This window comes from Pseudomonadota bacterium (genome assembly GCA_013285445.1).
In the GTDB taxonomy this organism is placed as follows: Bacteria; Pseudomonadota; Gammaproteobacteria; order Xanthomonadales; family Wenzhouxiangellaceae; genus Wenzhouxiangella.
Window position 1 is genome coordinate 2,688,595 of record CP053448.1, and the last position, 15,880, is coordinate 2,704,474.

Consider the following 15,880-nt stretch of genomic DNA (forward strand, 5'->3'; position numbering starts at 1 on the left):
TAGATTGCAGCGTCTGCCTTCACAGGACCTGCAATACGTCATGACAAGAGCACTCCGTTCTGCACTGCTATTGAGCTTTGCCATTGCCGCCAGCAGCGTCAGCGCCCAGAACCCGCGCGTCTGGCTCGATACCGACCTCGGCCCGATCATCCTGGAGCTGGACGCGACCCTGGCACCAAATACCACGGGCAACTTCCTGACCTACGTCAACGAAGGCTTCTACGATGGCCTGGTCTTTCACCGCACGATCGAGGACTTCGTCATCCAGGGCGGGGGCTTCGACCGCGAATTCGTGCATCGCGCACCCACCCACCCGGCCATCCTGAGCGAAGCCGGGAACGGTCTGCTCAACGAGCCCGGCGCCATTGCCATGGCGCTGGCTGGCGGCAACGTCAACTCGGCCCAGGCCCAGTTCTACATCAACACCGCAGTCAACGATTTCCTCGACGGGGACTTCACCGTCTTCGGCCACGTCGTGTCGGGCTCGAACACCGTCACCGCCATCGAGCAGCTGCGCACCGGCGTCAAGAGCCTGAGCAACGGCACCTTCAGCGATGCTCCGGTCAGTCCGCCGGCGATCCGCCGCGCGGTCGAGATTGACGGCGAAGGGTTTCCGCTGATGCCGCTGCACACGGCGTCCTGGTTCGACAGCGCCAATCCGGGAGTTGGCTTCAATGTCGAAATTGCCAACGACGCGTCCAGCGGCGACGGCCCGCTATTGATCGTCTACTGGTACGACTTCGGCGAGGATCGGCAGATCTGGATGATCGGAATTGCCGCCTTCGAATACGGAGCAACCGAGGTCACCCTCGATATGTTGATCCATCCGGGCATCGGCGACGGCGTCGGATTTCTGATGCCTCCACCGGTTGGCGAATTCGAACAATGGGGCACGCTGACCGTGCGCTTCAACGACTGCAGCAGCGGTCAGTTCAGCTACAGCTCGCCGACCCACGGCGAGGGCAGCGTCTCGGTGAGCCGCCTGACACTGGCCGACGGCGCAGACTGTTCATAGCCGTCGATCAGCGCCGCCGTCGCTCGTTCGAGCCGCGTGCGGATCGCGCACTGGCGTTCGCCGATCCTGCACCGACCCGACCGATCGACCGCGAGGACGACCGCTCCGGTGATGACCGCCTGTTCGTCGCCGGTGCCGATTGTGCCTGCCTTGGCGCTGCAGCTGCGCGAGCCGGGCTGGTTGACGAGCGCCGGCTGGCGGTCGCCCGGTGCCCGGAACCCGACCGCGGCGCAACGCGCTCACGGACACGGGTTGCCGGACCGGACGACCTGCCGCGTGGAGCGCTTCGCCGCACCGGCCCGGAATCGGGCCTTGCGCCAACCGGGGCGCTGATACGCTCAACGGATCGGGACGGGGCTCGTTGGCCGGGCGTCCGGCCAACCGTGCCGTTTCCCGGTCGCACGGCAGCGCGACTCGAACCGCCGCGCGAGGCCGCTCCCTGTCGCTCACCGATCGAGCGATCGAGACCATCCCTTGGCGCCGAACGCGCCGAAGTGTACGGCTGCCGGCTTCCGCGCCTGGTTGACGTGCTGCGGTCGGCCGAGTCCGTTGAATGCCGCGACCGAGACGACTGCTGGCGACTTACGGCCGGGGACGGTCGATTGTCGCCCCGCACGGCCCGGCCCGTCTGCGACGACCGCCGGGCAGTCGTCGACGAGGTATAGCTGCGTGCCGAACTCCTTTCGTTGCTTCGCTGACGCGCCGAGGCCGATGCAGCAGCGCTTCGGATGCGAGTCGCCGACGCGCGGCTGGCTGCAGCCGATGCACGATTGCGAGTCGTAGCGCGCACCTGGCTGTCACCGCCAGCGGCGTGCCGGATCGACGCCCTGCTGCCGCGGCCCACGCCCTGGTCACGGCTGACCAGCCGCTGCGTGTGGACCTCGGCGCGATACTGCACGCCGCGCCGATGCTGCGGATCATGACGCCAACGCGTCACCTCGGCAGCATGGACCAGCTGACGGCCGGAGTGGATGGTGCGGGCGCTGTGATCGTAATGGTGGTGATGGTGGTGCACGACCACCTGCCGACGCGGCCAGTGAAAGGCGCGATGGAAGAAGCTGGTGGCCACCAGGTGACCGCTCCCCCAATAGAAGCCAAACCTTACCACGTAGTCAGAGGGGCGGTGCCACCAAACCGGCGGATAGGCGGCCCAGCGCCAGTGTGTGTAGACCACGCGCGGGTCATAGTACGGCACGTAGACCACACGGGTCTGCGCCGGCTCGATATAGATGTAGCGCGTCTCGCGCACCACCCGCACGTAGTCATTAGAGCGCAGATGCCCCTGGGCATAGGCCTGGGAACGCAGGTACTGCACGCTGTCTGCCACCTGTTGTTCCTGGTAGAGAAACGCATCGCCCAGACGCTGAGTCCAGTCCAGGTCGGCATCCATCCGCGCCAGCAATTCGGGAAACGCAGTCAGCGCCTGAACGCTGGCGTCCCAGCCCATGTGCGCGGCCGCACGGACGGCTTCTTCACCTCGCAGCCCGGGGCGTTCCCGAAGCCAGCGCGCTGCCTGCACCACTTCCAGGGGGTAAGTGGCGGCAATCAGCACGTGCGACAGCACCGAGTCGGGATAGAGCGCAACCGGTGCCAGCATCTGGTCGAGCTCGGCCTGGGTGAACAGCGGCTCTTCGGCTGTTGCCCGGTTGGAAACGGCCAGGCCTGCAACCAGCAAAACGGCGATTATTACGGCGCGGTACATGTTCATGATGTGGTCTCCTTGCGGCCCCAACGGGGCCTGGCGCGACCTTTGTACCGCAATCTGCCTGAAGTCAGGCTGAATGACCGGGCGCCGACAGCGTCAGATGATCAACCCGAATACTGCCGCCGGCGCGAATCGCGGACACCTGTTTCGGGCGGCGGGCAGAGACCCGCGGCCATGCTTTCGGTCGCCTGATCGCCGTCGATCTGACTGCGGCCGGCGAGCAACCAGGCGCGAATATCAGCATGCCTGACAGGAATCGGGTCACCGGGCAGGTTTGTCGGGGCCGGACATGGCCGCAGCCCAGGGTCCAGCGTCCGGAGCCAGTCCAGTCGTCGGCTCGCCACCCATAACCGCTGCGCGTTGAGGCGGCTGGTCACCGTTACCGCACGTCCTTCACGCAGCAGGCGCGAAAACCAGTGTGTCCAGCCACCACCGGGCACCGGGCTGCGCAGCCCGACACCCGATTCACCCTCGCGACAAGTCAGATAGCCAGCTTCAACCAGCAAGGCCTCCAGCGCTGTGCACGAGGGCTGCCGAACGGCCAGCCTGCAGGCATCGGGCGGTGGCAATACGGATTGATCGCGGGCCGTCGGCGAACCGCCCGCGACGGACCAACCGATGGTGGCGCTAGAGGCCGGACGCTCGAAGCTGCGCGTCCGGCGCAGTTCGGCGTCGGCCTCATCGAGGTAGCTGCCGCCGGGGGCATGAATCAGCGCTTCGGCCAGGGGCGAAGGCCGCGGCGTATCAACGGCGTGGATACGCAGATCGCCGGTCTCGATGCGTCTCAGCAGATGCTGCAGGCCCGTCACATCCATGTAGTCGTTGAGACAGTCGGCCAGTGCCTGCTGCACCAGCGGATGATCAGGCACCTGTCGGGGCCCCGAGAGATTCTCCAGGCAGGCCAGCTGATCGGGAAACACGCAGGCGATCAGGTTCTCGGCCTGATTGCGCTGGCGCTGCGCCGGTAGCGGACCATCCAGATCGTGCCGGAGCAGCACCAGTGCATTGTTGGCGCACCAGCGAAAGCGCGTGACGAACAGCGGCGTATCCAGCAGCGCCTGGGTCAGCACATCGACAACGTGATGCGAACGCACGAAGCCGGCCACTTCGGCCAGCTCGAAACGGCTGGTCACACCCAGCGAGATCAGGACGCCGTCGTCGGTGGCTGCGGCCTGCAGCTCGAAGTTGAACTGCCGGCAGAAGCGCTTTCTAAGCGCCAGCCCCCAGGCGCGATTGATGCGCGCACCGGCAAATGTATGCAGCATGACGTGCCCGTCGCCGCCCGGGTCGATGACCCGCTCGATGATCAGCCGGTCAGGCGACGGCAGCGCCCCGAGCAGCGCATGCGACTCGGCCAGCATCTGGCGCGCCTGCGGGTGCAGCTTTCGTGGACACCCGGGCAAGGTCTGCATGGCCAATGCCACCTCGGGCGTGCGCCCCTGCCCTTCCCCCAGCCAGAACGGCAGCCCGGCCGGTTCCTGATCGGCCGGCTCGACAACGACGCGGCCGGTCTCGATGCGCAGGATCCGCCACGGCCGGTACCCGAGCTGAATGACCTGGCCCGGGACCGACTCGAAGCACAGCTCTTCGTCGAGACGACCGACGCGATCGCCGCTGTCGGCGCGAACGACCGCGTACTCGAAGTACTCGGGAATGGTGCCGGCGTTGACCAGGGCCAGCCGCGCGGCGCCCGATTCCGCCGCCCAGCCGCCATCGGACCGGCGCCGGATCAGTGGTTTGTGCTGGGGTTCCGGCATCCAGTCCAGTCGCGCAGCCAGGATGCCCAGCAACTGGTCCAGCATCCGCCCGGGCAGACCACGATACGGCCAGGCCGCCCGGACCACCGGGTGCAGTGAGGACACGCGATCGGTTCCGGATGCGATCATCGCCACCAGGTGCTGAGCCAGAACATCCAGCGGCGCGTTCGGCATGGGAACCGTTTCAACCTGCCTGTCTTCGAGCAGATCGGCCAGAGCCCGGGTCTCGACGAGCTGGTTGAGCGTCAACGGAAACAGGTGCATGCAGGGCCGTCGCCCCGGTCGGTGACCGCTGCGTCCGGCGCGCTGACGGACCAGGTTGACCGAGCCCGGCACGCCAATCTGGCAGACCCGATCAACCCGCCCGAGATCCAGTCCGAGCTCCAGTGACGCGCTGCTGACCAGGACCCTGAGCTGGCCGGCCTTGAACCGCCCTTCGACCGTCTCGCGGTGGCCCGCATCAAGACTGCCGTGATGCACCCCGACCTGCCCGACCAGCCCCGCAGCGGCCAGGCGCTCATCCAGAGCCGCAGCGGTGCGCTCGACCCGCGCACGGGTCTGGCAGAAGACCAGCAGTGAACCCCGAGCCTGCGCCAGTTCGGCAATCCGCTCATGGATCCACTCCCACAGGCAGGCGGTCGGATACGGCCCCAACGCCGGTCCGCCGAGCTCGAGTTCGAGACACACGCTGCCGGGCTTGTCCGGCGCGATCACTGCCGCCGGGCGCCCGCCGGTCAGATACGCAGCCAGCTCATCGTCAGGGCAGGCCGTGGCCGACAGCCCGATTCGCTGCGCGGGCCGTCCAGTCAGGGCATCCAGGCGCGACAGCGACAGCGTGAGATGCGCGCCGCGCTTGCTTCCGACCAAGGCATGCAGCTCGTCGACGACCACGCCCTCGACCGGGGCCAGCATCTCCCGGCCGGCGCGACTGCCAAGCAGCACGTAGAGTGATTCCGGTGTCGTCGACAGGATATCGGGCGGATCGCGCCGCTGTCGCTCGCGCTCTCCTCGCGTGGTATCGCCGCAGCGCAGGGCGATATTCAGCAGACGGCCAGCGCTCGGCACCGCCGCTTCGAGCAGGGGCGCGAGATTCCGGGTCATGTCACGCGCCAGTGCCTTGAGTGGAGCGATATGCAGTCCCCTGACGCCACGGCAGCGCGGCTGGTAGTGGACCAGGCGCTCGACGAGGGGCCGCCAGGCCGCCAGGCTCTTGCCCTGACCGGTCGCTGCGACCAGCATGGCGTCGCGACCTGTTCGCAGCACCGGCCAGGCCGCGACCTGTATCGAGGTCGGCGTGCCGATCGTCTCGGCAAACCAGCGGTCCAGCGTCATGCGGATCGGAGAGGCGCTCATCCAAGTCAGCGTTTCACAGGCCGTTCTCAAAACATGAGAATCCGCAGCGGTCGACATCGGCATGGTGCCGGTTCCCTTGAAGCTCGATCAGCGGTCAATCCAGGCTACCGCGACGCGTATAATCAGCGCGTCCCAGAATGGCGCCAGGCACGTTTCATGCTCTCGATTCGCCAGCTCGGAAAGTCCTACGGCGACGGCCTGGTCGCGCTTGAGGCAGTTAATCTCGAAGCGCGGGTTGGTGAGCTGTTTGCCTTGCTCGGCCCCAACGGCGCCGGCAAGACGACCCTGATCAACATCATCTGCGGCATCGTCACCCCGACCGCCGACACCGTGCTCGTGGGCGGACACGACATCGTCGGCGACTATCGGCGGACTTGCCAAGCGGTCGGCCTTCTGCTACTGGTCGCCTTCGCCTTCAGCCTGGCCGGCTTTATCATCGGCATCTGGGCCGAAGGCTTCGAGGCGCTGCAGTTTATTCCGATGCTGGTGGTCACCCCGCTGACTTTTCCCGGAGGCGTGTTCTACTCGATCGACATGCTGCCAGCAACCTGGCAGACAGTCACGCCGTTCAATCCGATCATTGACATCGTCTCCGGTTTCCGCGACTGCTTCTTCGGCGCCGGCGATGTCAGCATCTGGATCAGTCTGACTGCCCTGATGGTGTTCATCGCCGTGTGCCTGACGCTGATCGGCCGGATGGTCAAGACCGGATACAAGCTCAAGTCCTGAGTCCGCAGACACCTGGTCAACCAGTAAACCCCAACGTTGCATACCTTTTCGGAGATGAAAGCCCGGAGAGCAGTATTTCCGCGGGCTGCAGGGACGATCAGTGCGTTGCGGTCGGTGGACGCACCGTGGGTGACTGGCGCCGGCGAGTCGCGGCAATAAGCCGTCCCGCGGTCGGTCAGCCGGATGCAGCCCGACCCGCTCTCCGGTTTGTTATCTTGGAAGGCCGCAGCCTTGGAGGAAGCCCGCAATGACCGCCACAACCCGTGGGCAGTGGCAGTTCTGGATCGACCGCGGCGGCACGTTCACCGACATCGTCGCGCGCGCGCCCGACGGTGAAATGCGCTCGGCCAAGCTGCTCTCCGACAGCCCCGAGCAGTACGAGGACGCGGCCATCGAGGGCATCCGCCGCATGCTCAAGCTCGACGACGGCGAGCCGATGCCGGATGCGTGCATCGAGCACGTGCGCATGGGCACTACCGTGGCCACCAACGCGCTGCTCGAGCGCAAGGGCGAGCCCACCGCCCTGATCACCACACGTGGATTTCGCGACGCGCTGTTTATCGGCCACCAAACGCGTCCGGAGATCTTCGCGCTTGACATTCGCCGCCCCGAGCAGCTCTACGACTGCGTCGTCGAGATCGACGAGCGAATCGATGCCGACGGCAGCGTGATCGTCGAACCCGACGACGATTCGGTCCGCCGGAAACTCCATGCACTGCGCCAGACGGGCATCAAGGCGCTTGCCGTGGTCTTCGTCCACGGCTACCGCTACACGCAGCACGAAGCGCGCGTCGGCGCGATCGCCCGCGAGCTCGGCTTCGGCCAGATCAGCCTGTCGCACGAGGCGAGCCCGCTGATCCGATTCATCGGCCGCGGCGACACCACGGTGGTCGACGCCTACCTGTCGCCGGTGCTCAAGCGCTACGCCGACCGGGTGGCCGGCGAGCTCGGCGAGGTGCGGCTCCAGTTCATGAAGTCCGACGGCGGACTGACCGAGGCGACCAGATTCGCCGGCAAGGACGCCATCCTGTCGGGCCCGGCCGGCGGCATCGTCGGCTGCGCGCGCACGGCCACGCTGGCCGGCTTCGAGCGCGTCATCGGCTTCGACATGGGCGGGACCTCGACCGATGTCTCGCACTATGCCGGCGAACTCGAGCGCAGCTTCGAGACCGTCATCGCCGGCGTGCGCCTGCGCGTGCCCATGCTCGAAATCCACACCGTGGCCGCAGGTGGCGGCTCGAAGCTGCACTTCGACGGCTCGCGCTACCGCGTCGGCCCGGATTCGGCCGGCGCCGACCCCGGCCCGGCCAGCTACCGCCGCGGCGGGCCGCTGACGGTGACTGACTGCAACGTCATGCTCGGCAAGCTCCAGCCCGACTTCTTCCCGCGCGTGTTCGGACCCGAAGCCAACGAGCCGCTCGATGCCGACGTGGTGCGCGAAAAGTTCGACCAACTGTGCCGTGAGATTCACCAGGCCACCGGCGACGAGCGCCGGCCGGTCGAGGTCGCTGAAGGCTTTCTCAAAATCGCCGTGGCCAACATGGCCAACGCCATCAAGAAGGTGTCGGTGCGTCGCGGCCACGATGTCACGCGCTACGCGCTCAACTGCTTCGGAGGCGCCGGCGGCCAGCACGCCTGCCGGGTGGCCGACGAGCTCGGCATCGAGCGCGTGCTCATTCACCCCCACGCCGGGGTGCTGTCGGCCTATGGCATGGGACTGGCCGATATCACCGCCATGCGCGAGTTCAGCGTCAACAAGCGGCTCGCCGAGGGACTGATCGACCCGCTGAAGCAGTCGTTCGAACAAGCCGGCGCCGACGCGCTGCGTGAATTGACCGAGCAGGGGATTGATGACGAGGCCGTGGCCATCCGGCGGCGCTGCCAGGTGCGCTATGCCGGCACCGACACCACCCTGCTGGTCGACTTCGACGCCGCCGCAACCATGGCCGAAGCCTTCAACCGGGCGCACAAGCAGCAGTTCGGCTTCACCATGGACGATCGCGAACTGACCGTCGAGGCCGGCGTGGTCGAGGCCATCGGTCGCAGCCAGGCGCTCGGCGACGAACCCGAACTCGCCGACGGCGATGATTCATCGCCCCAACCGATGGCCCGGGTCGAGACCTTTATGGCCGGGAAACCACGCCCCGACACGCCGGTTTTCGAGCGCGATCAGCTCCTGCCGGGCCAGCGCATCGACGGCCCGGCCATCGTCATCGAGGCCAACTCCACGGTCGTCGTCGAGCCGGACTGGGCGGCCGAACTCAACCGCCGCGGTCATCTCATCGTCAGCCGGGCCGGGCAGGCACAAACCACGATCGATCCCGGCACCCGTGCCGATCCGGTGCTGCTGGAAGTCTTCAACAACCTGTTCATGAGCATCGCCGAGCACATGGGCGCGACCCTGCAGCAAACCGCCTGGTCGGCCAACATCAAGGAGCGCCTGGACTTCTCCTGCGCGCTGTTCGATGCCGACGGCGCACTGGTGGCCAACGCCCCGCACGTGCCCGTGCACCTGGGCTCGATGGGCGAGAGCGTGCGCGCCGTCATCGAGACCTTCGGCGACGACATGGCGCCGGGCGATGCCTGGCTGCTCAACGACCCCTATCGCGGCGGCACTCACCTGCCCGATCTCACCGTGGTCAGCCCCTGCTTCGACGACGACGGCAGGCTTCTATTCTACACCGCCAGCCGCGCCCATCACGCCGATATCGGCGGCATCACGCCCGGCTCCATGCCGCCGCACAGCAGCCACATCGACCAGGAAGGCGTCCTGATATCGCCGATGAAAATCATGGCCGGCGGGCGCATCCGCGAAGACGCGCTGCGCGAGCGCCTGACCGGCGCCGAACACCCCGCGCGCAACATCGACCAGAACTTCAGCGACCTGCGCGCCCAGCTCGCCGCCAACAACCGCGGCATTCGAGAGCTCGGATCCATGGTCGGACAGTTCGGCCTCGGGGTGGTGCGCGCCTACATGGGCCACGTCCAGGACAATGCCGCCGAACAGGTCCGGCGCGTCATCGACCGGCTCGACGACGGGCACTGGCGCAAGGACATGGACAACGGCGCGCGCATCGAAGTGCGCGTGAGCGTGGATCGCGGGTCACGTCGAGCCAGGATCGACTTCACCGGCACCAGCGAGCAGACCGCCGACAACTTCAACGCCCCGCGTGCCGTGACTCGCGCCGCCGTGCTTTACGTGCTCCGCACCCTGGTCGCCGACGACATACCGCTCAACGACGGCTGCCTCGAGCCGATCGACCTGGTCATTCCCGAGGGCAGCCTGCTTGCCCCGGTCCACCCGGCAGCAGTGGTCGCCGGCAATGTCGAAACCAGCCAGGTCGTCGCCGACGCCCTGTTCGCGGCCATGGGCGTGCTTGCCAACAGCCAGGGCACCATGAACAACGTGACCTTTGGCAACGAACGCTACCAGCACTACGAGACCCTGTGCGGCGGCGCCGGGGCCGGTGACGGCTTCGACGGTGCCGACGCAGTGCACGTGCATATGACCAACTCGCGACTGACCGATCCGGAAATCCTCGAGACGCGCTTTCCCGTGCGGCTGCAATCATTCGGCTTGCGCGACAACTCCGGCGGCAAGGGCAAATGGCGCGGCGGCCACGGCGCGGAGCGCCGTATCCGCTTCCTCGAGCCGATGACCGTGGCGGTGCTGGCCAACTCACGCGTGATCGCCCCGTCCGGCATCGAAGGCGGTGGCGACGGAGTCACGGGTGAGGCCTGGATCGAGCGCGGCGACGGCAGCACAGACCAGCTGACCGGCAGCGACCACGCCGACATGAAAGCTGACGACCTTTTCGTGATTCGCACCCCGGGCGGCGGCGGATTCGGTGGTGATGACTGAAGCGGGCAGGCGCGAAAACGCGCGTCAACGCTCGCCGCCGGACGGATGCCGATCGCGAACCCATTGCTCGAACTCGCCCCGAGGCATCGGCCGGGCGTAGTGGTAAACCTGCGCCATCGGGCAGCCCAGGCGCTCAAGGTGGGTGGACTGTAAGGCAGCGTTGGCCTCGCCGAGCAGGGTCTCAGAGTCCGGCCAGTTCGCCAAGGTCAACCACTGATCGCTGGGGCAGATCCTGGTTGCGCTGGCCCACCCGCTGAGCAGCGTTGTAGACGAAAACCGAGGCGGCCAGCCCAAGGACGATAATGGCCGACACGGCAGCCAGCAGATACAGGCGCGCGCGAGTCAGGATCCGGTCTCCAGCGTGACTTGACGAGCGGACTGCAGCACATCTGCAGCCTCGCCGAGACGATCGATCAGCGTGGCCGGTTCGATCAGCGACGTCGGGCGCAACCGGCACCACCGATCGCCACCCTGGCGGCGGGCATGGTCGAGTGCCTTGCCGGCCAGCATCACCGCCTGCTCCCAGTCCAGTGCTGCAGGATGATCGCGAAAGACCGGATATTCCACCAGTCCGAGCGAAGCGGTCGGTGTCGATGCCATTCCGCGCGCGGCGATCAATTCGCTGGTGCGGATGGCCGTCAGCAGCCGACTTGCGATACGCGTCGACTCCCTTGCAGGTGTCGGACGCAGAACCAGCAGCAGGGTGTTCTCGCTCCAGCGCACCAGGTAGTCAGCATTGCGCACCTGTTCGCGGATCAAGGCGACACACTGTCGAAGGGTGTCCTCACAGGCTGCAGCTTGCGATGACGCGTTGTTGGCATCGGCCTGATCGACGGTCAGCATCATGAAAACGATCGACCGGTCTTCCGCGCCGTCACTCGACAGCTGCCGGTGAAAATGCGATAGATCCGAAGGCAATTGCGCCGACAGATAGCGACGATTGAACAAGCCGGTGTCCGCATCGGTCATGCTGGCGGTCTCGAGTCGCCGGCTGTAGTCGCGCAGACTGTCGTTGGCCTGTCGCAGGGCCTCGGTGCGTTCGGTTACGGTCTGCTCAAGCCGCTGACGCTGGCGCTGCAGTTTGCCCAGGCGCCAGTTGAATCCCAGCCAGATCAAAAGCAACAACGCCAGAAGCAGACCGAACTGGAACGCGCGAGTCTCCCACAGCAGGGGTTCGATGCGGAAACCGAGCTCAGCGGCTCCGTCCGACCAGACACCGGCGTTGTTGCTGGCTCGAACCTGCAGGCGATAATCGCCGCCGGGGAGGTTGGTGTAGACAATCTGGCGCTGCATCGGCTGATCGAGCCTTTGCCACTGATTGCTGTAGCCGAGCAGGCGAAACTCGGCCAGTATGCTGACGGGATCCTGAAAACTGAGCACGGCGAACTGGAAGGCGAGATCACGTTGCCGGGCATCGAGCTGCAGTGTTTGTCCGGGTGACAGGTTTTGCCAGCGACCGGCAACGCGAGCGCGATCGATCCGGATTTCCGGCGGATGGGGATTACGCTCGATACGATCCGGCACCAGATGAACAACACCACCGCGGGTTGGCAACCACATTTCACCGCGGTGCATGAAACCCTTGGCGTTGCCGGCACCGTTGCAGCAGTAACCCTTCTGCGCGCCCGGCACGTCTCCGCGTTCATTGAGCACCATGCGCGCCGGCAGATGGCCAATCGACCCGTCGAGCCATTGATCAACGGCGTCCAGTGACAGCTCGTAAATCCCGCGGATGCCGGCAACCCACAGAGTGCCTCGGTCAGCGAACAGCGCAAACGCGCTATTGACCGGCAGCCCGTGCTCGGTACCGAACTCCTGCCAGTCGCCGGGGCGCCCGATCCAAAGGCGCTCGTCCATGGTGCCAATAACGAGCCTGCCGTCCTCGAGCTCGAGCAATGCGGTCACGTCCTGACCTTCAGCCGCGCCGGGCACGCGGCGCAGCCCTTCATCAGAGACGTGTCGATAAACGCCGCGGCGGCTGCCTACATACAGCACACCGTCACGCCCCTCGAGCAGCACACGGGCGTCGTTCCAGCGTTCCTCATCGATGGCCGGCACCGCCTCGAGCGTGCCGTCGTGCAAGCGCCAGACACCGCTGGTCGTTGCCAGCCAGTAGCTGCCGTCTCGGCGATGCAGGATGCCGTTGATCTGTGACCCGGCCAGGGCTGCGAATTCCGGCCATTGCTCCATGCGCCGCTCAAGGCGATTCCAGACAAACAGCCCGGTTCGGGTGCCGACCCATACGCGCTCCGGTTCGGGCAGCAGCGTATAGGCATGGGGGTGTGGCTGATCGCGGCCTCGTGTCAGCTGTTCAAACCGCCCGTTCCTGAACACCGCCAGGCCGTCCATGGTGCCCGTCCAGATGTTGCCCTGATCATCGCGCGCGACCGACCAGACCAGGCTGCTATGCAGCCCTTCCGGACGATCATAGCGAAACACCCATCCATTCCACAGACGGGCCAGGCCATCCCAGCGCGAGCCCAGCCACAGGTTGCCTTCATGGTCTTCGAGCATCGCCAAAACGTTCTTGTGCGCAAAGGGCGCCCGATCGGAAACAACCTCCACGATCCGGCCGTCACGCACGCGGTAGAAGTTGGCAACGGTGGCCAGCCACAGGTTGTCGTCACGGTCGACATAGGCCGCTTCGATCACGCGATCGTTGTTCATTCCCGACAGCTCGAAGCGCGACCACTTGCCCTGCTCGAGCGTCAGCAGTCCACGCGTGCTGGTCGCCAGCACGCGGCCGTCGTAGCGGAAAAACCCGGTCACCAGCGCCGATGACAGTGACTCTGACAGAGGCTGGCGCTGCCATTGCCCGGCGCGCTGCTCATAGACCTCGCCGTAACCGCCCGCCAACAGCCGTTGACCATCATTGAACACCGACCTGAGGCTGGCTTGCGGATCATCCGACCGCCGAACGAGCTGTTCGCCGTCAAACCTCAGCAGACCGGCATCGGATGCTACGAACAGCTGTCCGACATGGTCCTCGGCAAAACCGAATACGTCAATTGTCTCTCCGGATTTCCGCTCGATGCGCTGAAACCCGGCGCCATCAAAGAGCGCCACGCCTTTGTAGGTGCCGATCCAGAGACGCTGCTGGCGATCAAAAAACAATGCCTGCACGAGCATGCCCGGCAGCGCTGGCGTATTGCCCGGGTTGAACGTCGTGAAGCGGACCCCGTCAAACCGGGCCACGCCTGCCTGTGTGGCGGCCCAGATATAGCCATCAGGACCCTGGGCGAGCGCTGCTACGGTAATCTGGGCCAGTCCTTCCTCGATACTCCAGACATCTTTCACGTACTGGTGAAAGGCCTTGTCCGGCGTCAGGGCCTGCACGGTCGCGCCACCCAGCCATTGCGGCATCGGCGCCAGGCCAATGACCACAACGACTATTCGAATCCAGATCGACAAGCACCGACCTCCGGTATCCGGCAAAGCCGCACTCCCCCGATCAACCCTCCGGTATAACCATACCCCAGCTTTGTGCAGCAGCCAACCGGCCGACTGTCATCGTTTTCAGTCAGACAGCGCGTTTTCCAGCGCCGGAACGATCTCGAACAGGTCACCGACCAGACCCAGATCGGCGACCTCGAAGATCGGCGCTTCCGGATCCTTGTTGATGGCCACGATGGTGCCGGCATCCTTGATGCCGGTCAGATGCTGGATGGCGCCGGAGATGCCAATCGCAAAGTACAGGTCCGGAGCGATGATCTTGCCGGTCTGACCGACCTGCAACTCGTTGGGTACATAGCCGGCATCGACCGCGGCACGCGAGGCACCCACGGCCGCGCCCAGCGTTTTGGCCAGCGAGTAGATGATCTCGAAGCCCTCGCTCGACCCCATCGCGCGCCCGCCAGAGACCACGATCGGGGCGCTGGCCAGATCCGGGCCCTCGCCGTCACCGCCCTCAAGCTTCAGAAACCGGGTATGGCCCGGATTGCCGGTCTGTGACTGACGCGAAACGATATCGGCCGACCCGCCCTCGCCGGCGGCGGCAAAGGAGGCGGTACGAATGGTCGCGACCACCGGGCCGTCACCGTTCACCCGGACCGTAACAATGGCGTTCCCGGCATAGATCGGACGCTTGAAGGTACGCTCGTCGATCACCTCCTGGATATCGGAAACCTGGTTGACCCCGATCAGCGCCGCGGCCCGCGGCAACAGGTCCTTGCCGAAGGTGGTCGACGGCGCCAGCAGGTGCGTGTAGTCGCCGGCCAGGGCCTTGATTTCCGGCGCCAGGCGTGCGGCCAGCGGCCGCTCAAAGTCCGCATCGGCAATCGCCAGCACCCGGGTCACGCCCTCGAGCCGGGCGGTCTGTCCGGCTACCGCGTCGGGGTCTTTGGCAAAGACCGCCACATCGATGCTGTCGATGCCGAAACCCCGGGCGCCCGTGACCGTCTTGGCGGTGGCTGCGTTGAGGGTCTCTCCGTCATGCTCGGCAATGATCAGGATTCTCGACATTACAACAGTCCCTTGTTCTTGAGTTCAGCCACCAGCTCGTCGACGTTCTCGACCTTCTTGCCGCCACCGCGCTGCGGCGGCGGCTCGAAGCGAGTGCTTTCGATATCGGCCACACGCTCGACGCCGAGTTCATCAAGCGAGAACGTATCGAGCGGCTTCCGCTTGGCCTTCATGATCTCCGGCAGCTTCACGAAGCGCGGCTCGTTGAGACGTAGGTCGGAGGTCATGACCGCCGGCAGGTCGACTTCAATCCACTCCAGCCCGGCATCCACCTCGCGCGCGACCGCAGCCTTGCCGTCGGCCAGCTCGACTTTCGAGACGAAGGTCGCCTGCGGCCGGTCCCAGAGCGCGGCCAGCATCTGACCGGTCTGGTTGTTGTCATCGTCGATGGCCTGCTTGCCCAGAAAGACGATACCGGGTTGTTCGCGTTCAACCAGTTTCAGAAACGCACGCGCTGCCGTCAACGGCGAAACAGCCTGATTGCTCGATACCTGGATGGCGCGGTCTGCGCCCATCGCCAGTCCGGTGCGAAGTTGCTGCTGCACTTCGTCCGGCCCGATCGAGGCGACGATGACTTCCTCGGCATTTCCGGCCTCCTTGATGCGCAGCGCCTCTTCAAGCGCGATCTCATCGAATGGGTTGATCGACATCTTCACGCCCTCGGTTTCGACGCCCGAGCCGTCGGACTTCACGCGAACGCGCACGTTGTAGTCCACCACCCGCTTGAGGGTGACCAGAATCTTCATCGCCATTGTCCTGAAACAGATGTGCCGTTGAGCGTACTATTCTAGCCCGAACATCCCATGGAATTGCGCGCACCCTCACTTGTCGCCTGGCCGCCCGCAGATTTGTCCCCCTTGGCCGTGCTGCCGGCCGCTGCGCGTCATCGAGAAATCCCTTTCCTGAACAATATACTGCGTGCTGATCACGGGATTCCGCGTACGCTTCAGGCAATCGGCGCCGATTGACGCCTTGACTGCCGGCGGCAACAGGCAATG

9 protein-coding genes are annotated in these 15,880 nt (G+C 65.7%); 3 read left to right on the forward strand and 6 right to left on the reverse strand.

Annotated features, from left to right (window positions below; translation table 11 throughout):
* Positions 1 to 40: 40 nt before the first annotated feature.
* Positions 41 to 1,015 carry a hypothetical protein gene (locus HND55_12140; protein ID QKK03340.1) on the forward strand — a complete coding sequence of 325 codons (975 nt, stop codon included), beginning with the start codon at positions 41 to 43 and terminating at the stop codon, positions 1,013 to 1,015.
* Positions 1,016 to 1,022: 7 nt separating this feature from the next.
* On the opposite strand, the gene HND55_12145 is transcribed toward HND55_12140, so the two are convergent.
* Positions 1,023 to 2,723 (reverse strand): DUF3300 domain-containing protein, encoded by a 1,701-nt coding sequence (locus tag HND55_12145; GenBank protein ID QKK03341.1) that lies wholly within the window; start codon positions 2,721 to 2,723, stop codon positions 1,023 to 1,025.
* 101 nt (positions 2,724 to 2,824) lie between these two features.
* Positions 2,825 to 5,830 (reverse strand): DEAD/DEAH box helicase, encoded by a 3,006-nt coding sequence (locus HND55_12150; GenBank protein QKK03342.1) that lies wholly within the window; start codon positions 5,828 to 5,830, stop codon positions 2,825 to 2,827.
* Positions 5,831 to 5,986: 156 nt separating this feature from the next.
* On the opposite strand from HND55_12150, the gene HND55_12155 reads away from it, so the two are divergent.
* Positions 5,987 to 6,559: an ABC transporter permease gene (locus HND55_12155; GenBank protein ID QKK03343.1), complete on the forward strand. Its 573-nt coding sequence runs from the start codon at positions 5,987 to 5,989 to the stop codon at positions 6,557 to 6,559.
* Positions 6,560 to 6,806: 247 nt separating this feature from the next.
* Complete coding sequence (locus tag HND55_12160) at positions 6,807 to 10,421, forward strand: 5-oxoprolinase (GenBank protein ID QKK03344.1); 3,615 nt, start codon at positions 6,807 to 6,809, stop codon at positions 10,419 to 10,421.
* A 24-nt stretch (positions 10,422 to 10,445) separates the two neighbouring features.
* Here the strand turns inward: HND55_12160 and HND55_12165 are convergent, their stop codons facing one another.
* From HND55_12165 to HND55_12180, 4 genes are all read right to left on the reverse strand, one after another.
* The gene (locus HND55_12165; protein ID QKK03345.1) at positions 10,446 to 10,625 is read right to left on the reverse strand and encodes a hypothetical protein; all 180 of its coding nucleotides are present in this window, start codon (positions 10,623 to 10,625) and stop codon (positions 10,446 to 10,448) included.
* A gap of 138 nt (positions 10,626 to 10,763) precedes the next feature.
* Positions 10,764 to 13,832 carry a diguanylate cyclase gene (locus tag HND55_12170; GenBank protein QKK03346.1) on the reverse strand — a complete coding sequence of 1,023 codons (3,069 nt, stop codon included), beginning with the start codon at positions 13,830 to 13,832 and terminating at the stop codon, positions 10,764 to 10,766.
* Positions 13,833 to 13,937: 105 nt separating this feature from the next.
* Positions 13,938 to 14,882, reverse strand: coding sequence for an electron transfer flavoprotein subunit alpha/FixB family protein (locus HND55_12175; GenBank protein QKK03347.1), 945 nt, complete (start codon positions 14,880 to 14,882; stop codon positions 13,938 to 13,940).
* Positions 14,882 to 15,628, reverse strand: coding sequence for an electron transfer flavoprotein subunit beta/FixA family protein (locus tag HND55_12180; GenBank protein QKK03348.1), 747 nt, complete (start codon positions 15,626 to 15,628; stop codon positions 14,882 to 14,884). Before HND55_12180 ends, HND55_12175 begins: the two co-directional genes overlap by 1 nt.
* Positions 15,629 to 15,880 lie beyond the last annotated feature (252 nt).

What these genes read in the sequence shown, in the direction of transcription:
- HND55_12145 (QKK03341.1), bottom strand. Translation starts at nt 2,723, where the DNA reads ATGAACATGTACCGCGCCGTAATAATCGCCGTTTTGCTGGTTGCAGGC.
- HND55_12160 (QKK03344.1), top strand. Translation starts at nt 6,807, where the DNA reads ATGACCGCCACAACCCGTGGGCAGTGGCAGTTCTGGATCGACCGCGGC.
- HND55_12155 (QKK03343.1), top strand. Translation starts at nt 5,987, where the DNA reads ATGCTCTCGATTCGCCAGCTCGGAAAGTCCTACGGCGACGGCCTGGTC.
- HND55_12180 (QKK03348.1), bottom strand. Translation starts at nt 15,628, where the DNA reads ATGAAGATTCTGGTCACCCTCAAGCGGGTGGTGGACTACAACGTGCGC.
- HND55_12140 (QKK03340.1), top strand. Translation starts at nt 41, where the DNA reads ATGACAAGAGCACTCCGTTCTGCACTGCTATTGAGCTTTGCCATTGCC.
- HND55_12150 (QKK03342.1), bottom strand. Translation starts at nt 5,830, where the DNA reads ATGAGCGCCTCTCCGATCCGCATGACGCTGGACCGCTGGTTTGCCGAG.
- HND55_12175 (QKK03347.1), bottom strand. Translation starts at nt 14,882, where the DNA reads ATGTCGAGAATCCTGATCATTGCCGAGCATGACGGAGAGACCCTCAAC.